The following is a 21,568-nucleotide window of genomic DNA, read 5'->3' as shown; positions in this document are numbered from 1 at the left end:
GGTGTCCGGAAGATCTGGCTAACCTGGTAAGAGGGAGAGCAAACCAGGCAGCGGAGCAGAAGAAGTGAGCACCAGACGAGAAAAGAGGGCATGAGACTCCCCTCGGAGAAGCCAGCTTGTCCGAGCAGAAGGACGCCATCGGCTGCCAGGAGAGAGTCAGGCCGCCGCCAACCCGAGCGAGGCGGCAAAGGCTGTTGGGATGCCGAACAACGTAATCGTCACGTGTCCAGCGGTGGAGGCACGAGCATTGCGAGCCAGCCGCTCTTGAAAGCCTAGACGATACCGCGCGCGTTGTGCGCGGGACAGAATGACGGACGCTCTGAGTGGCGAAGCGGCGGCAGGAGGCGACAGGCGTGTCTCCATGTGTTGGTGGCGAAGGAGTTGCATGCATGCCCTCCGATGTACTCTGCGACTCCAATCCAGCCAGAGCAGCGGTCCCTCCCCAACAACGAGTGGATGCAGGAGGACACTTACCTGCCGCGGCTTCGCTGTAGCAGTGCCATTCCATTGGCACTGCTCGCGTAACGGACACGGACGGCAACTGCGAATGCTGGCCGCATACACCACACGCAGACTCCCATCAGCTTCTCGACGCCTCTCCTGGAGGGTGAGTGTAGCCCCTGCTGGACAACGCAGCGTCCCATCAGGCTGGAGAGGAAAGTCCGCTCCTGTGAAGCGACCCGTTTTCCAGGAGGTGGCTGTCGTGGGTGGACCATATCCAGAGGCAGGAGCGGATTCGGTTGGGGGCATGACAGTTTGTTTGCTCTGCTCTGGGATGGCAGGAGCAAACTCGGTCGTGCACAGTGGCTCTGGCTTGAGCTGATGGCCCAGTTCGAGTCTCAGGTTCCAGAGCCACTGCGAGATCACTTGCCAGCACTCCTGTCCCCAGGCTGAATAACTGCACCATCTGTCGGGATCTATCTCCTGGTCTTCATCGGAAAGGGCAGACTCAAAAGCGCCACGATGCAGGTACAACTCAACGACATCGCGGGCAGTAAACGCCTGTTGGGGCAGGTTTGTGAAGAACAGTTCGTAGACCACGCCTTTTCGGGTGACTCCAATCGGACTCTTTTTCTTTCCGGCGGAATGCGTGGCCACGACCACGCGATAGAGCGTTCCCTCAGGCCCCACCGGGATTGCGGGGCAATCGTAGAGGCTGCGCTCCATCTGACTCTCGGGACGTTGTTGCACCTGATCGGGGGCAAGTGCAAGCGTGCCTGAAGCAGCGGGTGATCGAGCAGGCGATAGTCTTTCCCGCGTGTGACAAACGCAAAGCCAGCCACATCGGAGAGCACCGCCCCATTGCCATATTGCCCGTCAAGCCTGATCAGCGTGCGTTCTTGCGAAAGGTGGTGGGCCGCCAGATACCGACCAATGGCGGAGATCCCCTTGCGCAGTTCCTCCCGATACCGCCCGTTCCCCTGGTTGCCAAAACTGCCGGGCCACTGATAACTGTGTGCCTGCGAAACCGTTGTGCGTGTCCTGACCGTCTCCCCGCGCTTGCGGCCCCGGTAGCCAGGGGCGCAGACGTCATCGAATCGACGAAACGCAGGGGGCAGATCGTCCGTCTGAGGAAGCGCGCGTTGGCGGGCGGCTTCTCGCGTCCCGTCGATATCAAACACCATCCAGTTCCGACCGGTTCGATCCACCAGCCCTCCCGTTTGCTTGTCAGGCGAAAGCGGACGGGCGAGCAGATCCTCCAGAAACAATGTGCGCAATGCTTCGACGGGGGCTTCGGTGAGCACCGCCAAAAAGCGCGAAAGGGCCGAGCGGGAAGGTAACCGATCACGCTCAAACAACGCCATGAACGGGGCGGCAAATGGCTGGAGCCGCTGGTAGAACTCTTCCAACGTGCGTTCTCCACTGATCGCGTAGCCGAAGAGGACCGTGAGAAAATCGATCATTTCATAGCGCCCAAAACGCTTCCGCGCAAAGCGTACCTGCTCAGTGATCTTGACCAGGACACCGTGCTTGTGAAGATAGCTGCTGATGACCACGACTTCCTCGAATACGTCATAATGCCTCCCTTTTTGATCGTCTGGTACGTCGGCCTTGACATCGCAGCCATTCGTGAAGTCGTCTTTCATCATCTTCCGTCATATAAATTTTCCAGGGCATGCTTCTGGCCAGGTGTTCGCCTTTGAGTCTGCCTGTTTTCAGCCAATTGAAAATCGTGTCCTGGCCCACATCCAGCTTTGCTGCAGCACCTTCGACCGAGTAAGAGCCATCTTCCCATTGAGCCAGGTTGTGCTGATTTTTGTTGAGCTTGACCGTGGGGATCTGCCACTGATGACGTAAGTGGCAGACGATCTTGCTCGTAATCGGGTGAACAAGCCCAGGGGTCTGATATCCCTCAGCCTCCAATGTCACAGCAATCTGCGCATCCATTAGCCCTGCTGCGTTGAGTTCCCGCACCCGCTGCTCGAGTACCTGCGTTTGCGCAAACACGGCGTAGCTGCTCACTCGGCGTTGGTACCAGAACTGTTCCTGGGCTCCCGTTTGCCAATTGATTTGGACCCAAACCTGGCCGCCAACCCGCTTGCTATCCACAATGACCTCTCGAATCACCAGGCGTAGCATCTGTTTGCGCTCCGCATTGGTCGTCGTAGACGCTCGCCAGAGTTCGGGTAAATCGCTGCCCAGAGCGACAATGGTCTCTCGATCTTCCTGTGTAAGGGTTCCAAAGCGACTCAACTTCCAGGCATGGCATTCTTTTTCCGCGGTTTCCACCGCACGAAGCTGCTCTTCCCATTGTTTCTCCAGTGAGCGAGCCACTAACCGATTTTCTGGTTCTACGGCCTGGTATTGCCGCTCGGCCCGCTTGGCCTGGTAGCGTGCGCGCTCCAGACGGAGTTCCCACTGCTTACTTTCAGCTTGCTCCTCTTGTTCTAATTGCGCCAAGGCGGCAAGGGCAAGCGTCACTTGATCAGGCCGGAGTGCCTCCAGGAAGCGCTCTTCGATCTGCCTATCTAGAGCCAGCGCGCGCACGCGTTGGCAGTCTGTTCCTCCGAACTGACTCTGATCAGCACTGCACCGATACTCGGGCCATTCACCCTGCCGACCAGCGTAATGGAGGTGGAACAAGGCTCCACACCGCCCACAGCGCACGATCCCTTGCAGTAACGCTTGGCCTGTGCGTGCCATGCCAGGTTGCTCCTCTCGATACTTCAGGCTATTCGCACGGAGTTGTGTCTGATTCGCCACAAACTCTTCCCACGAAATATACGCTGGATATCTATTGTGTAAACAAATCTCCCACTTGTCAATGGGCTGGAGAATCCGCCCTCCACTTGGATGGGCTGGGGTGCGACGTGCCGGGTCAAACTGCTTACGTCCATAGACATAGGCCCCTGCATAGGCCGGGTTGTGGAGAATATCGAGGATGGCTGAGGTGCGTGCTGGTTGCCAGACGACCTCATAGGGAGCCGGGCCGACTCTGGGGCAAGCTGGCAGCGGCAAGTGCGCAGTCCGCAGATACCGCATCACGCCGCTGGCTGAGCGGATTTCGCGGAACTTCTCAATGACCAGTCGAATGCGCGCCTGCACTTCTTCATCCGGATTCAAGATTACTTCTCCAATAGGTCCGCGAGCTAACCCTACAGGCAGCCCCTGGCGCAGTTCTCCCCGTTCGGCTTTGTGTCGTGCTCCAGCCTGCATCCGCTGTTTGAGCTGGTGGAGTTCAGCCTCGCTCATCATGCCGGACAAGCCTAACAGTAATCGGTCGTGGTAGAGCCGTGGATCGTAGAGTCGTTCACCGTCGGCGATTAATGTGCCAAAGATCGAGCAGACCTCGAGGAGTTGATACCAATCGCGATTGTTGCGCGCCAGGCGGGAGGCGTCAAAGCTGAGGACCAGGCCCACGCGTGCCAGGCTAATCTCGGCGAGGAGCCGTTGAAAGCCACCACGCGCCTCAGCGTGCGCCCCAGATTTGCCCAGATCCTCATCAATGATCTCCACGCGCTCACGAGGCCACCCCAGAGCCACCGCGCGCTGGACTAATGAGTACTGTAAATCAGTACTCTCTCCATGACGCGTCACCTGCATAAGGGAGGATTGGCGAATGTAGACATAGGCCATCTTGGCCCGCTGTTCGGTAGTCGGCATGAGAGACAACGACTCAGCGTTCATGGTTGCCCTCCCTCTCTTGTGCGGCTATGCGCAGGCGTCGAATGAGGTCGGCGATCAGATGGGCGAGTTGCTGCTGGTGGCTCTGGGGAAGCCGTTGGAAGATCGTCGTGGGATCCGCGGACACAGGACGCGGTTGGATGATTGGTTGACAGTGTTTGCTCGGCATGGCTTTCCTCCTTGGCCTGCTTGAGTTGTTGCACCAAGCGTGCTAGAGGAAGAATAGTCCGGACCGAGATGGAAGGCAAGGGAGAAGGAGGCGAGACAGCCTCTGCTGGGCGTTCAAGATTCGTGGCAGCGCGTGGCACCATGTGCCGCCGCCCGCTTGGCAGCAGCACCATTACATGGGGCGGGCGGCGATTGATCCGCACAGGAAGCTGCGGGAGGGTTTGACCATAGAGGGCATGAGTGGGATCAGTTATCGTAACCTCACCACAGACCCTGTCTAAAAGTGGGGTTTCTTGTTGGGTTCGATTCGCCGAACCACGACGGGGTTGAGGGGTTGGACTCTGAAGTTGTCTGGATCTTCACCGAGCTATCGGCGATACTTGTCATATGTACCTCCTTGTTGAGAACGGTTGTATTCATTCTCTTCAAGGAGACATATTTTGAGAGAGTTCGCTACTGCTGATCTTTTCTGCGCAGAGCCAGCGGGGACTCAACGAGGTTCGCGCGGAATCAAGAGCGCGGATTGTGCTCCTCCCCAGGAAGACTGATCGTGGACGCGCAAGATGATTTGCTGTTCTTCAGCCGTACAGCCGATCAGCAGTTTGATCTCGGAATCTCGTTTCTGGAGATCGACATTGACGATGATGGCCGTGAGCTGTTTCTCCGGTATGGTCCCCCTCCAGATATCGATCCCAGACCCATCATTGGAAAGCGTGCCTTGCAGATATCCATAGTCGAGAGGATACGTGAAATCAGGATAGCGGGGGTGCGCAGTACCGCGTGGACGATCAATAACCACCTCGCAGGCTAAGGCGAGCGCGTCAAGGGCCTCCCAGAATGCTGTTGATGACATACAAATACTCCTGAAATACTTCGTGGAAATGATGCAAGGGTACTTACCTCTGCATGAGTATACAACCAGTTTATCACCAACGTGGGAGCATGAGTAGCTATTGAGCGCAGAATGGAGCGACTATCTGGCTTTTCTCTCAGCTTATTCTCGGCTCGTTGTTAGGATGTTGTCATGGGGTGCGCCGCGTGCTACCCTACCAGTGTTCACTGGCGGGGATGCCGCTGTGGTGCGTGGTGTTGGGGCTGACCGTCGCATGCGCATGGGACATTGAGCCCGTCTCGTTGTTTGGTCGCCCGCCCGAATACCTGAACTGAGATGACTCGCGTGGTCAAGCTCGTATTGGTGAGTGATTTCCTACAAGCCCAAATGACGCGCCCCATCCACCCGGATTGTTTGCGTAGTGTGGAGAGAGGAGGATCAAGAGATGCTCACAGAACTCACACCTTCGCCAGCCACGCGTTTCGTGGCTTTGGATGTCCATCGTCAATACCTCATGGTGGGCGCGGTAGGTAGCCAACAACAGGTTGTCCTCTCCCCTCGGCGTTTTGGCTTTGCGGCTATAGCCCTCGTGGGCTCAAGTCCATTTAACCCACGCAGATGTGGTGGTGCTTGAGGCGACAAGCAATGCGTGGCTGCTGTACGATCAATTACAACCGCTGGTGGCAGAAGTGGTCGTCGCTCATCCGCAAGCGGTCAAGCTGATTGCCGCTGCACGCGTGAAGACGGATTCGCGTGATACGATTAAACTGGCCAGTAGGCTTTCCGCCAATCTCATTCCTGCCGTGTGGGTGCCACCGCAAGAAGTGCGCGAGCTGCGTGCCCTGGTGACGCACCGCAACCGACTGGTCCAGCAACGCACGCAGGCCGCGAATCGTTTGCACAGCGTGTTGCACCGGCACAATGTCGATCCACCCCCAGGCGAACCGTTTGCGGTCCACCAACGGGAGTGGTGGTTGACGTTGGATCTGCCGCTGGCCGAGAAACTCCGGGTCCAACAGGATCTGAGCTTGTACCAAACGCTGAAAGCGCTGATTCAGGAGAGCGAAGCAGAACTCGGCCGGCTTTCCACCTGCGACCCGTGGGTCAAACAGGTTCCGTTTCTGGTCCAGTTGCCTGGGCTAGGGGTTCTCTCTGCCATGCGTCTGCTGGCCGCCATTGGGGAGATCACCCGTTTTCCCTCGGCCAAGCATCTCGTAGGGTATGCTGGTTTAGGAGCCAGTGTCCACCAGTCGGGAGAAACTAATCGAGGGGGGCGCATCACCAAGGAGGGGCGCAGTGATCTGCGTGGAGTGATGGTTGAGGCGGCCTGGGTTGCCGTCGAGCATCATCCCCAAAGGATCAGCCCAGTTTGAGCGGCTGGCCGCACGCATTGGCAAACAGAAGGCGATTGTTGCTGTGGCTCGAAAATTGCTCGTGACCATCTGGCATGTCCTCAGCCAGCAGGAAGCGGATTGCCATGCGCAAGTCGAGACCGTCACCCGCAAATTGCTGAACTGGATTAGTCATACAAGAACCACTCCGGGCAAGAGACGCGACCGGCTCCTGCTCTTGTACAACTATCTTGATCAGCTTGGTTTGAGTGAAGAGGTTGAGCAGGTCACCTACCACGGCTCGACAAGCTCGACTCTCTGCGCGGCAGAAGCAGCTTCGAGCGACCCAACAGCGAGGATGAGCAGGGCGGTTCATCTTGCAGCTTCTTTTCCGTCAAGGTGAGACGACTTGGGGAAACCGACAGTTCTCCTCGCCTTGACAGGTGGTCAGTTTGTGCTGTTTTTGGCCCTGAGAGTGGTCAACCAGCAACACCATGGCATTTCTGTCAGCCTGTCGCGTGGGCGATCCCGCCCTTGACTGGGGTGGGCGGGCGCTAAGTGCCGAGAGCGAGCGGGGCACTACAGTGCGCCGCATCAGCGGCAGAAAGTGAGCGTACCAAAAAGGTATTAGAACTGATGGATGGTTCTATGCACTCCTCGCTTACCCCAACCCTCGAAAGAGGAGGGCGACCATAGCATGCGAGGACAGCCATGTAAGAGGAAGTCACCAATCCTCTGGGTGGTTAGTGCAAGACGTGTATGGCGAATGCTAGACTGCGTCAATCCCAGTCCTGCTGGTCTTCACCCGCGACCCCAACGGAAGGTGACTACAAACGTTGGGTCCAACATCTAGGGTCGTAGAATGTAGATGCGACCTTATCCATCGATGTTGGCAGACCCTTTCTACGAGGGCAATACAGGACGAACGGGACGCCTGGAGCACGTCTAAACTCACTCTGCTGAAAATGCGGGATCATCTAAACAGGGTTACACCTGCATGATGACGGAAGCTCAATATTACCCAATGTACAGCTGTAATGGCTTGTGCTGACTGCATAGAGCAGTACCGGCAAGAGGGATAAGCTGTGGTAACACAGGCGAAACCAACTCTGTCTGGGGGGAAGTGAGCTAGCAGAGCCTGAAGAACACCGAAGAGGAAAGTGGGATGTGCTGATGCTGTCCCGATAACTCAGAAGCAAGTACTCAGGCGAAGTGGAGAGCCGTATGCCGTGAGAAGCGGCACGTACTGGTTCGGAGAGGGGGGTACGGGCGACCCAGTAATGGGCGACCGGCCCCTACTCTACTTGAAGAGCGTTACCATCTCCCGCTCGCTCTCGCTCTGCCAGTTTTCCCACCCCAGTCAAGGATCGCTGCTCTCGGGATCGCTTGTTCCACGCTCCTGGCTGGAACGGGCATTTCAGCAACCTCTCCCAAGCCTCAAGCTCGCAAGGATACTTGATGAGCCTGCGGCTCGCCCTTTCAAGGCATTTGACAAGTAGACACATTGGTGCGCATCGCGTGGGTAAATACAAACATTAAACGGCTCCTTCACACTCTTGGCGAAGGATGAGCTTACGAGGGAGATGCTTTCTTTTCCCTGAGCAGGCCTGGCGCTACAGATCAGTAACCGCCATTACGCAAACGTAACGTTTTACGCCTTGAGAAGCCCATTCAGCTATGCGCTACCAGTGTGTACCAGAGCAGAACGTTTTACGTAAGCATTGGGCTGGGATTATGCACTACCAGTATATAGATCAACTGGCTTGCGGACAATGCTTACGATACGTTTACGTACAATGGTTAAAAAAGCTTACATAGCGCCAGGCCACATTGCCAGCTCCTGGCTCAGAGATGTGGGGGTGGATGCAGATGCCTGCGTCTTCTGTTATCCTCCGCGTGGCTTTTATGTGTACGCCGATCACCTGTAGCAGGAGCATCCACGACCCAAGGCACACGCATAACCCCTCCTGTTCCTTTTCCCTCTGATCACTGGTGATTAGAGGGTTTTTTGTTCCCGCATTGGGGATTACAAACCCTCTTGTGACCGCTTCTCCTCAAGGTTTCTTCGCTCTCCCCCTTTTCTGCGCCGGCGCCCGGTATGCTGGTACTGTTTCCATTGATTGCGATGGAGGTTGCGTTAACACGAACATAGAAAGGAGTCTATGGCATGCCTCTTCCTCACTTCCCACGCTATGCCGCCGGGCGTGTTCATCGGGAGATCGTGTCTCGCGAACTGCCGAATACGAGGACGTTCGATGGTCTGTCGTCCATCGTGTATCACGTGGAGCGCCAGGTCAAGACGCTCCACCGCCGCATTCGCGTGGGAGCCTGTATTGTGGGACTGTTTCTTTTCGCGGCGGTTATTTCCTTCTCTTCTATGTCCCCTTCTGAGGCTCTTCAGTCCTCCAATGCTTCCAGCATGCAGGGCTACGGGAGCAGTACAGGGGTGATGGCCAATATGGCGAATGTTGTGCCCACCTGTGGTCATCCCCAAGCCGTGATCGCGAAATTGTTGCCTGGCGAGAAACGAACGCTGAGCAGCGAGCAACTGAAGCAATTGCCAACACCGGCGCAAAAACAGATCACGCTCCCAGGTGATGCCACGTATGATCCTGGCAAGGATCGTTTATGTGCGGGGTCCTATGTGGCGTTGTATACGCTGCTCCAAAAGGCAGCGTCCGACGCCACCCCCGGTTTTTCTTTTGCATCGACAGGGCAAGATATTGTTTCCACCATTGTCAACGGCTTTTTGCAGGGTGCCTGTGCTTTTCTTAAAGGCATTCTGGATTGGGCCAACACCTACAACTTTTTTCTGAACACGCCCGCGCAACTGACATATGGTAATCCGGCAATTATCAATCTGGTGGGATGGAGTGTCACGGCGGTAAATGCGGGCATCGGCTTTTATTTGATCATTGGGGGATACAACTATCTTTTCGGAGAGTACTCGGATTTTCGGCAGCTGGCCCCCAGATTCGTGCTGGCCCTGGTGGCGGCCAATTTTTGCTTGCCGGTCCTGGGACAATTTGTTGAACTGATGAATGCGCTCTGTGCAGGTCTGCTGGGAGAACTTGCGCATGCTGGACATGGGAGTATGACCCTTCCCCTCGCAATTGTCAACATTGCTTCTCTCCCCGAGTATGAAGTGGTGGTGTATCTCATTGAGTTAATTTGTTCGCTGTTGTTGGTGTTACAAATGCTCTTGCGGATTGCCCTGTTGTGTTTCGAATTGACGATGGCCCCCTTTGGGTTTCTTTGTTTGTGCCTGCCACAGACACGCAAGTGGGGGCAACTGTGGGGTCAGATTTTTATATCTGCTCTCGTTGTCCAGTTTTTGCAAATCTCGTGTATCGGTGTGGGAGCGGTGCTGATTGCCAGTTGGGGTCATTTCTATATCAGCATTATTGACGCCCAATCCAGTCCCATCATTCTTCTGGTGGGTATTGCGACGACCACGCTGGCCTACAAGATTCCCGATTGGTTGCTATCGAGTGCGCTACGTGCCAATGCAGGCAACGATCTGGGCAAACAAATAATCGTTGTCGTCAAAACGGCTGCGGAGATGGCGGCATTAGCCGCGGCTTGATGGAGGTGTTGAGCGCCAGGTGGTGGCAGTCGAAGCACCTGCTGGCGCATTGGGGTCGTGCGGCTTTCCACGCTGATCGGATGAAAGGATGCATTACGACGTGGGCGCATTTGGAAAAGTGTTTGGATGTCTTGGAGCACTGGCCGTAGGGTGCCTCCTGGTGGTGATCTTGATGGTCGCGGCGGTGATCGTTCCCCTGTTGGGGTCTGGGACAAGCACGGATTTTTTGGCTGGTGGTGGAGGCGGAAGTAGCTCTGTGGTCGCGCAAGCAGCACAGCAGTTAGTCGCGCACATTTTTGGACCACTGGCCAATGATTATGATCCGGCTGACCGATTTCTCCAGCCGGTCATCGGCTACTGGAAGGGCATTTGCCATACCGATACCGGTGCGTTATGTGCGGTGGCCATGCCCAACAACTTGCAATGTGTCTATTTTGTCGCGGCCGCCCAGTGGCTTGGGGGCAATCCTCTGCCGCGCATCATGAATGCGGAGGACTTTTGGCCAGCCTATGCTCATCAAGCCGGGTGGCAAGAGATCCCATCGCCGAGCTCATTTCCCACATCACCGCCCGTTGCTCCTCACGTGGGAGATTTGATTGTGTGGCAAGGGGGAGCGCACCTGGAGCAGGGAAAGTGGGTTGAATATGGACATATTGCGGTCGTGCTTGCATTCCAGGCGCCAATGGGGGGCACAATGGATCGATTACCGTGGCTCAAGCCAACGCGGTAGGGAGTACGGCGACGCTGGCGGTGTATCCAAATTACGCGATCCAATCCTGGGGACCGGCGACTATTGGGGGGATTGCGTATGGAGGGGAGACGGTCTTGGGCTATTTGCATGCAATGACGAGCGAGCTTGCCTCACCTGGTGGCAGCCAGGGACAGGGACTCCCATCGGGGCTCTCGTTTTCGATGCCTTACGTGCAAGACGCCTGGAATGATGCGACGAGTGCAGGGATCGCTCCACGCCTGTTCGTGAAGCAGATACAGCGAGAAAGTAATTTTAATCCGGCAGCAGTCTCGCCTGCCGGGGCGATTGGGATCGCCCAGTTTATGCCAGCGACCGCTGCCGGATTGGGCTTTGATCCCCATGATCCCCAGGTCTCTTTGCGGCAAGCGGCGTTTGTCATGGCGCAAAAGGTCACCCTGTATCACGGAGACTATAGCCAGGCATTGGCTGCCTATAATGCGGGTGATGGAGCTGTGGCCAGTGCGAGAACGCGCTGCGGGATGGCGTGGCTCTCGTGTCTGCCTCGAGAAACACAGGACTATGTGGCAGCTATTCTCTCCTAGATCTTAGATGCTGCGCATAGTGGATGCTTTAAGTTCAAAACAAGGAAAGGGACACTTCTATGAGTTTGCTCTCGGTGGTTACGTTTCCAGGCTTTGTACTCGCAGATGTTTCGGGTGCATTTAATGGTCTGGCTGCCATGTTTGCTGGCTGGCTGGCTGGCATTCTGGCTTTTATCCTGGTGATTGAAGGCTATCAGTATATGTTTGCGCTTGACGATAACCAAAAAGCGATGCACGCCAAACGAGCCATTGGTGCTGCCATTGTCGGTGGGATTCTGGTGGTTGTTGCCACGAACCTGGCTCCGACCCTGGTCTCCAACTTTGGAAAGTAGGCGTTAATATGAGTTGTTCGCACAGCAAGGGAGGAGGCGTGGAATGACCACACCATCTTCGACCACACCAATTCCACGCTATCAAATTCCCACGCACCTGAATGTGCCAGATAAGATTGAGATCCCGTTGTTTGGGATCACGATCTCGCTGACCATGCGGCAAGGGATCTACTTTTTGTTTGGGTGGGGGGCCGCCTTTTCGCTCTGGAAGCACACCCTTGTTTGGGTTTCCTTGGGAGCAGTGGGCGCAACTATGCATTGGGGCGTTTCGCTGGTACTGGCCCTGGTGACCGTTGTGGTGGCGATGCTGCAGGTGCGAGGTCGCCACCTCGAACAATGGGGAGGGATCATGCTGGTCTATTATCTGGGCACGAAGGTGTTTCTCTGGCAGAGTGTGGCGCGCGAGCAAGTGCGCTTCGCCGATCAAGAGGCGCTGGCGCAGGCCCACGATGCTAGTGACGATGACGATGAGGAGGAGCTTCACCTATGAGCAAAACAAAGACGCAACGTACGCCCGCGCTGCCAGACAGCCGGCAAGGGCGTGTGCGCTGGCGTGGCAGTGTGCAACAGCATTTTGTGCGGATTCGCCATATTTATGATCATATGCTGTGCCTGTCCACGGCGTCGGGCGTTTCCTATGATTTTATTAATGTCCTGGCGGTAGAAGGGATTAGCTATGATTTGAAAAGCGCGGAAGAGCAGATGTTGCTCAACGAGCAATTTCAGAGCCTCCTGGCTGGCATGAGCCAGGACGTCCAAATCATGTGGCGTGTCTCGCCACTCAACCTGGGGGACTATTTACGGCAATTTGAGGTGAACGATGATGCGGCTGCTGAGGAGATCTGGCGGTTGCTCTCCTCCTCCCATGCCGACTTTCTTCAGGCCTTAGGGCAGCGGCGAACGTTGCTCAAACGAGAGATCTATGTGCTGTTGCGGACCAATAGTTTCGGGCAAGCCGTGTCGCAAGCACAGCGCTGGCTGCGGACGCGGACGCAGCGACGAGTACGCTGGAGCCAACAGGTTGAGCAGGCCCGCCAGGATCTCGATTTGCAAGCCGGAGAGATGATGCGTCTCTTGGGCGATATGAATCTCTCGGTGCGGCGCCTGCGCGGAGTAGAAGAGCTTACCCCCTTCTACTACCGATGCCTGCGGCCCACACAAGCCCAGCAATTCCCACTCCACGCTGACATTATTCAGGCGATTGATCAGCCTATTCTGGCCCCCCAGTCGCCGCAGGTACAGGTAGAGGAGGTCCCTGATGCGCAACAGGCGCTCATAACAGTAGAGCCATCTAAGCGGGCGCCTGCCGCCGAACGCGCTCTCGTAGATCCGCCTCTTACCTTTACGCAGCTTGCGGATCTGGTCGCGCCCGCCGCGATGACCATTGGCCCCGATTATCTGACGATTGAAAAAGAATTGACGCGCACCTTGGTGGTGCAGAACGTGCCACGGAGCGTGTTTCCTGGCTGGCTGAAGCCATTGGCTGATCTGGATGAGCCGATGGAGATCAGTTTTCATCTCCATCCGCATAGCTCGGAATCGGTGATGCCGCAGCTGCGACGCCAATATCGGGCCTATCGCAGTTCCCAACTACTGGCCAATCAGAAAGGCAATGACGCCGATCCAGACACCCAAATCGCTGGCGGTGACGTGGGGGCCTTACTATTACGTCTGGCCAGTGGGGCCGAACGCCTGCTGACCGTTTCGGTGGTCATTTTGCTCCGGGCTCCTTCCAAACGCCTCCTCAATGAACGAACGGCGCGTCTACAAGCGGTGCTCCATTCCATGTTGCTGGTTGCCCGCGAGGCTTTATTTGAGCAAGATAGAGGCTTTCGCACGTGTCTGCCCCATGGCCGCTGTGAGATGCCCGGCCTTCTCTTAGACAGCCGTAGCGCTTCTACTTTTTTTCCATTCCTGTCGAATTCGCTTTTTCACGAGCATGGAGTCCTCGAAGGGATTACGCCACAAGGTGATCCGGTGATTTTTGATGCCTGGGGGGAGGGCATGGCCAATGCCAATCGAATTATTCTCGGGCCGCCGGGATGGGGCAAGTCGCACAGTATCAAATCGATGCTGATTCGCCTGGCCCTGAAATATCATTGCCTTCAGGCACTTGCCCCTGAAAAGGGGCTCCCTTTCCAGGCGATTCTGATTGATCATGAGCAGGAGTACGGTCACATTAGTACAACGCTGGGTGGGCAGACGATTCGTCTCTCTCCTGGATCTGCGCAGCACCTCAACCCCTTCGACCTTCCTCAACGGGGGAAGGAAGCCGGAACGAGCATGAAGATCGCCTGGCGGATCATGTCGCCAAATTGCATACCTTGCTAGAAATCATGCTGGCGAACCGTACTCCCGATGGCGGAGGGACGCTTGATAGCAGTGAACACGGACTGTTAGATCGCGCGCTCTATGAAGCATACCGCAAGGTGGGGATATCAAAAGAGCCCCAGACGCATACGCGCCCGGCACCCTTGATGCGCGACCTCTATGAGGTGCTGGAAAAAGGTGATTGTGGCCCCGATCCAACGGGACTCAAGCAACGCTTGCGCCGATATGTGAAGGGCTCACTGGCCGGACTCTTTGATGGGGCCACCAATGTCTCGCTCGACCGGATGATTGTCACATTTGATCTCTATGATTTAAGCACGGAGCTGCGCCCAATCGGGCTGTTTCTTGTCTCCAATTTTGTGTGGACCCAATCCTTCCAGTCCTCGATTCCTCGGCAATTGATCGTGGATGAGGCAGCGACCTTGATGGATTATAAAAGTGGGGCCGTCTTTCTTGAGGATCTGGTACGGCGAGCACGCAAATATTATTTGGGGGTGACCGTTATCAGTCAACATCCTCGCATCTTTCAAGACAGTGCCATCCCCGCGAACTGTGCAACCCATGTGCTCATGCGGCAGGATGCCACCTCTGTGGATTTGGTTGAAGGCATGTTCAAGCTCTCGACACGTGAAGTGCAACTTCTGCGTCGATTACCTGTGGGCGAGGCGCTGTTGCTGACGAGCGAGAAGCGATTGCATGTCCGCTTTGAAGCTAGCGAAGTGGAACATCTCCTGGCTACGACAGATCGACGGGAAATTACGAGTTGGAGCCGGCAACATGCAGGGTCCGTCTCCTATGACTTGTTGCGAGAATTGAATCTGTTACAGGAGGAGAGCAGGTCCGAGCTACTCATCACTGCCCCTTCTACGCAGGAAAGCGCCGGGGTGGTACCTGGGGAGGATGCTGAAGAAGCACCTCTTCCGTATCCACAGCTCCCTTTTCCCACCCCCCGCGATTCGTTTGCGTTGTTTTCTGGGGAGCGAGGGGAATAAGATGACAGTATCACCCACATGGACGGTGCAGCAGATCAAAGCACAGGTACGCCTGGAGGATGTTATCCGCCGCCGGGGCGTCGAATTGCGTGGTAATCAGTCAGGAGAGCGCATGGAAGGACAGTGTCCCTTCCATGCGTATGACCAGACGCCCAGTTTTAATGTGTACATTTCCAATCAGCGTTATCACTGCTTTGGCTGTGGTGCTGATGGAGATGTGATTGATTTTGTGCAAGCATTTGATGTCTGCTCCTTTTCCGAAGCCATGCGGCGCCTCGCATCAAACGTTGTGCCGCTGCCCACCACACAACTCCTGCGCCATCGTACTCCTCGGCCTGTGTTACCGGTTCCTTTCCCGGTGGCGCAGCAGGATAGCGCCCGGCACGAACTATTAACACATGTCCACCAGCACTATCATCAGACCCTTCTGACGCATACTCCGCTGCTGGAGCGGCTCCAGCGGGAACGGGGCATTACCAAGGATGGCATCCAGTTGTGTGGGCTGGGCTATGCTGACGGAACCTGTTTTTCTCGGCTGGAGCTCCCTGCATCTCGGCTTCAGCAGGCGCAAGGCATGGGCCTGTTAAGCCCCCAGGGGAGCGAGCGTATGCTTGGCCGATTGACGATTCCGGAATGCATGGATGAGGATTGTGCTTGGATGATTGGTCGCAGTCTTCAGCCGTATCGGCAAGGCTATTCCAGGCGCCTGCCGAAATATCTTGGGCTGTCGCTCACGAAACCATTGCTCGGCTATGGCTTGGCGCTGCAGCGCTTACGCGCGCGCGAGCTGGTCCGGGGCATTCTCGTGGTGGAAGGCGCGATTGATTATGTCCTCGCTGTCCAATGGAAGTTGCCCGTGCTCTGTGTCGCGTTAGTGGGCACGCATGCCAGTCGGCGGCAACTGAGCCTCTTATTGGATGTGCAACGTCGCTCGAATGCGCCCTTCTTACTGGCCTTGGACGCAGATGAAGCAGGGCAACAGGCCAGTGTGCACTTGCTGGCCCAACTTCAGCGTGCAGGAGCCAGGAGTACGGTCCTGGCTCCTGTGGCGCAGGCTAAGGACATTGGCGATTTGGGGACGCAGGCAGGGGGCCGCACATTACTTACCCATGCCATTGAACGAACGCTTGCTCAAGGAGAACGGCAATGACATTTCTGTCAAGTGTGCCCTCGGCTTCGAGCCCTCAGAAGCAGACAACGCTTCTTTCGGCCCACCATGGCCCAGGTGTATTGCATATGATTCCCTCCACCGCTCAGTCTCGCGATGGTGACGGAGAGATCGTGAAACTGGTAACGGCCATGCAGAGCCTAGTGATCGATAGGCAGCATCCCCTTGCCTTGGAGATCGTGGGAACCATGCGTGAGCGTCGGTTGTTGATCCGCGCGGGAGATCCACAAGCACTTGCGCATGCGGAGACGCAGTTGCGGGCTCGCTTTCCCTATGCATCTTTTATTCGTTGTACTCCCCTTGACGATCCCTTACAACTCAATGCGTGTGAAACGCTCTCCGTTGTGGACCTTCAGAGCGGCCGCGCTTCCTATTTGCCATTACAAATCTTTGAGAAGGCGCAAGGAGCCGAAGATCCATTGTTGGGGGTTTTAGGGGCGCTTGATGCACTCCCGCCCGGGATGCGTGCCATTGCCCAATTAGCGCTGATTCCCGCAGCACCCACCTGGAGCGAGCGCTATCAGCGCAAAGCCGTGGAGCATGCGTTAGATCCGGAGCGTCAACAAGAACGGTGGAAAATGGCCTCGGCGCGTGCGGGTGCTGGAGCCCCAAGTGGTCCCCTCCTCCTTCTTGGCGTGCTCATCTTAGGCGGATGTATGGCCCTCAAATACAATCCATCCTGGGTGCCCTCCTGGCTGCCAGGTGTGTGTACTGCGTTGTTGCATGGGCAATGGCAACAGATATGGGTGGGGCCGCATCGCGGTGCGCTCCTTTTCCTGCTCACGCTGGCCCTGGGACTAGGGATCGGGGCGGTCGTGTTGTGCCGCATCGTTGGCCAGCTGGGCCAGCCTCCGCTGTATGATATGCGTCAGGTGGCTGAGAGAACATCGCGTAGCGCCTATCGAGCGTCGTTGTGTTTGTATGTGATCGGCCCCAGGGTCAGGTTTCCCAGCCGCGTGTCGATTCTGGGCGCGCAAAGAAAATGGCCGGGATGGAAAGCATGGGGATCACGTATGCGGTTGGCGGGGTGGCTGGGATGGACATGGCTACGTGGCTGCTACGGACTCATGCGAGGAGGACAGAGGAAGAAGGCTTTGATCGTCTGCTGGCTGGTTGGTACTACCGTGACCATCAGGGGGTGGTGCCAGCTTCGAGCCACGCTCTTGCTTGCCGGATCACTTGTGCGCGTTGAGTGTGCACGGTTCTGGGATTACTGGTGTGCCCAGCGCCAGGCACGACGGCAACGAAAGGATATTCTGGCCCGTCTCATTGCGGCCTATCGGCAATATCATCTCGCAGATGGAAACTTTTTTGTGCCCCGATCGCTGGGTGGGCGGCAGCGCCGTGCCCTGGAGCACGGCGCGTGGCAGCGGCGTGTGCTGCGTTCACGGCATATTATTGATGTGGCCGCTGTTGCTGCGCTCTGGCATATGCCCAGTGCTGAAGCCTTGCCAGGCCTGGCCCAGTTTGCCTATGCCCAACAGCGGACACGCTTGCTTCCTCCCGCGCTGCAGCGAGCGCAACATGATTCCCCGCGCGCCCCTCTGGGCAACTCGACGCATGCCGGCCACAGCTTGCCTTTTCGCCTGCCCGCAGATTGTTTGCGCAGTCATTTTCTCATCGCGGGAAAATCCGGTGAGGGCAAATCAACCTTGATTACGCACATGGCGTGGGATGCCATGCGTGGCGGTGGCGGATTGGTGCTGATTGATCCGCATGGGGATCTGGCCGAGGATGTGTTGCGATTGGTGCCCCCGGAGCGGTGTGATGATGTGGTGCTGATTGATTTGTCTGATGCCCAGTTTGCCTGTGGCATTAATCCCTTAGACGCGACGATGGCACGGGGACGGGATAAAATTATTGCCGATCTCATCAAGATTCTGTCGCAGTTCTGGGCGGCAACGTGGGGATCACGCATGGAGATTGCCTTTGAATACGCCATGCGCACCTTGTATGAGGCCAACAAGGTGTTGTTACGCCAGGGACGTGCCGCATATCAATATACCTTGTTGGATGTTATTCCCGTTTTGACCGATGAAAGTTTTTGTCACGCGCTCTTAGAAACTATTCACGATCCCTATATCTTGCGCTGGTGGGCCACCTATTTTGATCCGCTGAGCCTCCAAATGCAGCGGGATCGGGTCGATCCGGTGCTTTCGAAGGTGGCGAAATTTGAGGGCACCATCGCCCGGCATATTCTGGGACAAAGTCAGACGACCATCGATTTTTCCACCTATATTGCCCAGGAAAAGATCCTGTTGGTCAAGCTTGCGAAAGGGATGGTAGGGGAAGATGTGGCCCATATTTTGGGAGCGACGCTCTTGGGATTCCTCCATGTGGCCTTTGAGGAGCAAGGGAGCCAGGGAGCACAACAGCGCAAGCAATTGCCCATTTTTATTGACGAATTTCAAACGCTGGATGGCGTCGATTGGGGGGCGCTGGCCGAATTGCGCAAATATGGAGCGACCTTTTGTCTGGCCACCCAATCCCTCGACTATCTCCAGCAGAAAAACGTGCTGTCTGTGGTGCTGGCCAACGTCAAACAGATGGCCATTTTCCGCTTGAGCGCTGAGGATGCGCGGCTATTGCATCGGGATCTCGATGTGGAACCAGAGGATATCTTGCATTTGCATAGTCTCGACTGTTATCTCAAACTGACCTATCTGCAGCGCCAATATCCGGCCTTTTCTCTGACGTTGTGTTTTCCGCCCTCCGGCGATGCCGCGCAAGCGCAGGTCATTCGTGAGCAGGTGCGGCGGCGGTATATGCGTCCCATCAGCAGTATTGACGCCGAACTGTTTGACCATCTCGCCCGCCAGATTGGGGCGGTGCCCGCCTCTCCAGGGGAAAAGCCCGGGGCGGAATTGCCACAAGAGCCCAATGACACCACGAAAAAAGGACTGGCCCGGCAGGATGGGGGAAATCGTGGAAGAAAATCGCACCAGCAGAAAGCGCGGACATCCACCCCAAAAACGGCCCCCGGAGAGCCGCACAGGGATCTTACCAAGATGAACTGGACGGAAACCATGGGATCGATGAAGGAAAGCGGAGAAGAGAAGGAATGCGGAGAAGATACTAGCAGTGACGACGATAAGGAAGCCGAGAAAGGAACCCAGGACGATGAATAATGGTGCAGCCGGGCCAAGCGTGACGGTGGCCGCTACTGATATTGAAGAACAGGGATCGTTTGCTGATCAAGTACTCTTTTGGCTGCTCAAACATCCCTATCAGCGGGCGAGTGATCTGGCCTTTGTCTTTCAGCGGGATCGATCCACGATCAGTCGGCATCTCTCCTCGCTGCTCGCATTGAAACTGATTGAGGCAGTGCATGTCGCATGCCTTGCCCCGGCACGTGCGGAATTGGTGTATCATCTCAGCGCCGCTGGCGTCGAACAGGTGGCCGCACGTGCCGAAGTGAAGCCAGCGGCGCTGGCCGCGTTGTGGCAGACGGATGAGCATGCCTTGCTGCGTCTGCTCCCGCGGCTGCCTGCGCACATTCCCCTCCAGGACGCGATCTATTCCTTTGTCGCGGAGACGCCGCGCCACTTGTCGTATCGTGCGGGGGAGCGGGCGGTGGTGCGGTGGCATTGGCAACACCAGTACCGGCATACCGTTCAGCGGGGTGCCAAACGCATCACCTGCCACCTGGATGGGGTGGTGGTGCTCTCGCGTCAGGCACACCAGAAGGGAACGCACGACCAGCACGAGCCGGGACGGGTCCCTTCCTGGTATTGTGTTTTTTGGCTCGTTGATCCAGGGCTGGTTGGCGATCGGGATCTGGATCTGATACGGCAGCGGCTTCGCGCGCTTTTGCAATGGCGTGAGGCCAGCGAACGCTGGCCAGTCTACCATGCGTTTCCGCCGCTGCTCATTCTCGCGCCAACGGCGCATCAACGTGATCTCTGGATTCGCTGTGCGCAGGAAGAAGCCGCTCATTTACGGGTGGCTCCCCTGTGTGGGGCATGCGCGATGCGTCTAGAGCATGTATCGAGTTGGCGTTTTGCCTGGCATGGATTGGATGGGTCTGGTCCTGTGCCCCTGCACTCATTGTTACAAGCGCACGATGTGACGGCGATCCCCCCCGGATTACTGGCACCCAGAATGGTGGAGCGGCTTGATGGAGCTGAAGCGAGCGCACCCCGAGGGCGTAAAAGCTTTCTCGTGGGCGGATTTTCTGCACGAGCAGCGCCCGGTCTTGGGGACAACGGGAGCACGAAGCAAGCGATGACGTATCAGTTCTGGAGCTTGCGTTTGTGTTATCGGCATCTTGTGGTGCTGCAACAGCTCTATGCCTCTCCCCTGCTTGCCTTGCCTGAGCTCGCCTCGCTCTTGCGCAGTGAACCAGCAACGATCCGACGCTACCTGGTCGATTTGCGACTGAACGGGCTGGTCATGGTTCGTGAGAAACGCTATCACCTCAGTGAGGAGGGATTGCGGTTGTTGGCGGCGATGTTAGGCGTCTCTTTTTCTCATGTTGCCCAGTACCATGATGATCATTGGCAGCAACGCGGGATCGAACATGTCTGGCGGTTGCGTGTGCATGCGGCAGGCGTCTATGGGTTTTTGGCACGCCTGCAGCAGCAGGCCTGGGCGCGAGGGGAAGAACTCTTGTGGTGGGAAACCCGGCGATGTGCGCATCGCTACCGTCTCCATGGCCGATGGCATAATTTGATGCCGGATGCCTTGTTTTCCTATCAAGGTCAAGGAAAGGCGCAGCCCCCCATCGAAGCCTGGCTGGAGTGGGATCGGGGAACGATGCATGGTCCAGCGCTGATCACGAAATTTGAAGCCTATGCCCACTACATCCGCTCTTCCCAGTATCGACAGGATCATCAGATGCTTCCGCAGTTGCTCCTGGTGGTGCCCAGTACGAGTCGAGAACACTTTCTTGCACAACTGGTGCAAGCTGTGCTTGTGCCTCTGGGGCTACCTGTCTGGACAACCACCGTTCCCCTCATGCAGGCTCAGGGACCGGCCAGTGCGATCTGGAAGCGTGTGGTGGCTAAGGATCAGGACGCCGATAGCCAGCAGCCACGCGTTTCGTGGGTGTAACTGCCCTGTGTGCCTGAATAAGCAGGGGGCAACGTGTGCAGATTGATTGTGTTGTAAGCGTTGTGACAGCCAGCTCTCGCTCACAAGGCCGATGCCTGGCGCTCGTTGTGACAGTTGGCCGATGGTCACGCTCGCAGCTGCAGCGCGCCCGTGTGACTCTGGATCTCCCGTCACGCAAAGACACTGAGCCTAGCCGCAAAGTAGCGAAAAATAGGAATGATGCAACAAATATGATAAAAATGTACATGAGTAAATTACTATCTATTACTATCTACCGGGCAGTATACGGTACAATTCTCAACAGGCTCTCATCACCTGAAAAGTGATGAAGAAGCACTCTCTAGCAAAAGGATGGATT

The 21,568-nt window shown here is 56.5% G+C and carries 19 protein-coding genes; 14 read left to right on the top strand and 5 right to left on the bottom strand.

All coding sequences use genetic code 11. From position 1 onward, the window contains the following. Positions 1–156: 156 nt before the first annotated feature. From JMI88_RS39735 to JMI88_RS30210, 5 genes are all read right to left on the bottom strand, one after another. Entirely contained in the window at positions 157–1,014 is an 858-nt protein-coding gene (locus JMI88_RS39735) for a transposase (protein WP_236023128.1), read from the bottom strand. Continuing rightward, positions 918–1,709, bottom strand: coding sequence for a hypothetical protein (locus tag JMI88_RS39730; RefSeq protein ID WP_236023125.1), 792 nt, complete (start codon positions 1,707–1,709; stop codon positions 918–920). The genes JMI88_RS39735 and JMI88_RS39730 overlap by 97 nt, the downstream gene beginning before the upstream one ends. Before the next feature lie 304 nt (positions 1,710–2,013). Beyond that, positions 2,014–4,128 carry a recombinase family protein gene (locus JMI88_RS30220; RefSeq protein WP_201365782.1) on the bottom strand — a complete coding sequence of 705 codons (2,115 nt, stop codon included), beginning with the start codon at positions 4,126–4,128 and terminating at the stop codon, positions 2,014–2,016. Next, positions 4,118–4,294, bottom strand: coding sequence for a hypothetical protein (locus JMI88_RS30215; RefSeq protein ID WP_201365781.1), 177 nt, complete (start codon positions 4,292–4,294; stop codon positions 4,118–4,120). Before JMI88_RS30215 ends, JMI88_RS30220 begins: the two co-directional genes overlap by 11 nt. 489 nt (positions 4,295–4,783) lie before the next feature. Then, the gene (locus tag JMI88_RS30210; protein WP_201365780.1) at positions 4,784–5,146 is read right to left on the bottom strand and encodes an inorganic pyrophosphatase; all 363 of its coding nucleotides are present in this window, start codon (positions 5,144–5,146) and stop codon (positions 4,784–4,786) included. A gap of 424 nt (positions 5,147–5,570) precedes the next feature. Between JMI88_RS30210 and JMI88_RS39725 the strand changes: the two genes are divergently transcribed. The 14 genes from JMI88_RS39725 (at position 5,571) to JMI88_RS30150 (ending at position 21,210) form a co-directional block, all read left to right on the top strand. Beyond that, positions 5,571–5,759, top strand: a complete 189-nt coding sequence (locus tag JMI88_RS39725; protein WP_236023124.1) for a hypothetical protein — start codon at positions 5,571–5,573, stop codon at positions 5,757–5,759. Continuing rightward, on the top strand, positions 5,752–6,498 hold the full coding sequence (locus JMI88_RS39720) for an IS110 family RNA-guided transposase (protein WP_236023123.1): 747 nt from the start codon (positions 5,752–5,754) through the stop codon (positions 6,496–6,498). The genes JMI88_RS39725 and JMI88_RS39720 overlap by 8 nt, the downstream gene beginning before the upstream one ends. Continuing rightward, a complete protein-coding gene (locus JMI88_RS39715) occupies positions 6,458–6,859 on the top strand; it encodes an IS110 family transposase (RefSeq protein ID WP_236023122.1) in 402 nt (133 codons plus the stop codon). Before JMI88_RS39720 ends, JMI88_RS39715 begins: the two co-directional genes overlap by 41 nt. 826 nt (positions 6,860–7,685) lie before the next feature. Continuing rightward, positions 7,686–7,955, top strand: a complete 270-nt coding sequence (locus JMI88_RS30200) for a hypothetical protein (RefSeq protein WP_201365779.1) — start codon at positions 7,686–7,688, stop codon at positions 7,953–7,955. 668 nt (positions 7,956–8,623) lie between these two features. After that, complete coding sequence (locus tag JMI88_RS30195) at positions 8,624–10,042, top strand: conjugal transfer protein TrbL family protein (protein WP_201365778.1); 1,419 nt, start codon at positions 8,624–8,626, stop codon at positions 10,040–10,042. A 100-nt stretch (positions 10,043–10,142) separates the two neighbouring features. Continuing rightward, the gene (locus tag JMI88_RS30190) at positions 10,143–10,772 is read left to right on the top strand and encodes a CHAP domain-containing protein (protein WP_201365777.1); all 630 of its coding nucleotides are present in this window, start codon (positions 10,143–10,145) and stop codon (positions 10,770–10,772) included. After that, positions 10,751–11,335: a lytic transglycosylase domain-containing protein gene (locus tag JMI88_RS30185; protein ID WP_201365776.1), complete on the top strand. Its 585-nt coding sequence runs from the start codon at positions 10,751–10,753 to the stop codon at positions 11,333–11,335. Before JMI88_RS30190 ends, JMI88_RS30185 begins: the two co-directional genes overlap by 22 nt. 59 nt (positions 11,336–11,394) lie before the next feature. Then, positions 11,395–11,667 carry a hypothetical protein gene (locus tag JMI88_RS30180; protein WP_201365775.1) on the top strand — a complete coding sequence of 91 codons (273 nt, stop codon included), beginning with the start codon at positions 11,395–11,397 and terminating at the stop codon, positions 11,665–11,667. 43 nt (positions 11,668–11,710) lie between these two features. Beyond that, positions 11,711–12,157 carry a hypothetical protein gene (locus JMI88_RS30175; RefSeq protein WP_201365774.1) on the top strand — a complete coding sequence of 149 codons (447 nt, stop codon included), beginning with the start codon at positions 11,711–11,713 and terminating at the stop codon, positions 12,155–12,157. After that, entirely contained in the window at positions 12,154–13,998 is a 1,845-nt protein-coding gene (locus tag JMI88_RS30170; protein ID WP_201365773.1) for a VirB4 family type IV secretion system protein, read from the top strand. The genes JMI88_RS30175 and JMI88_RS30170 overlap by 4 nt, the downstream gene beginning before the upstream one ends. Further along, positions 13,983–14,990, top strand: a complete 1,008-nt coding sequence (locus JMI88_RS30165) for a putative type IV secretion/conjugal transfer ATPase (RefSeq protein ID WP_201365772.1) — start codon at positions 13,983–13,985, stop codon at positions 14,988–14,990. The genes JMI88_RS30170 and JMI88_RS30165 overlap by 16 nt, the downstream gene beginning before the upstream one ends. Before the next feature lies 1 nt (position 14,991). Then, positions 14,992–16,140, top strand: a complete 1,149-nt coding sequence (locus JMI88_RS30160; protein WP_201365771.1) for a CHC2 zinc finger domain-containing protein — start codon at positions 14,992–14,994, stop codon at positions 16,138–16,140. After that, a complete protein-coding gene (locus tag JMI88_RS30155) occupies positions 16,137–19,286 on the top strand; it encodes a helicase HerA domain-containing protein (protein WP_201365770.1) in 3,150 nt (1,049 codons plus the stop codon). Before JMI88_RS30160 ends, JMI88_RS30155 begins: the two co-directional genes overlap by 4 nt. Beyond that, complete coding sequence (locus JMI88_RS30150; protein ID WP_201365769.1) at positions 19,279–21,210, top strand: replication-relaxation family protein; 1,932 nt, start codon at positions 19,279–19,281, stop codon at positions 21,208–21,210. The genes JMI88_RS30155 and JMI88_RS30150 overlap by 8 nt, the downstream gene beginning before the upstream one ends. The last annotated feature ends 358 nt before the right edge of the window (positions 21,211–21,568 follow it).

Source organism: Dictyobacter formicarum, assembly GCF_016587435.1.
This window is presented reverse-complemented; position numbering and strand designations above follow the sequence as displayed.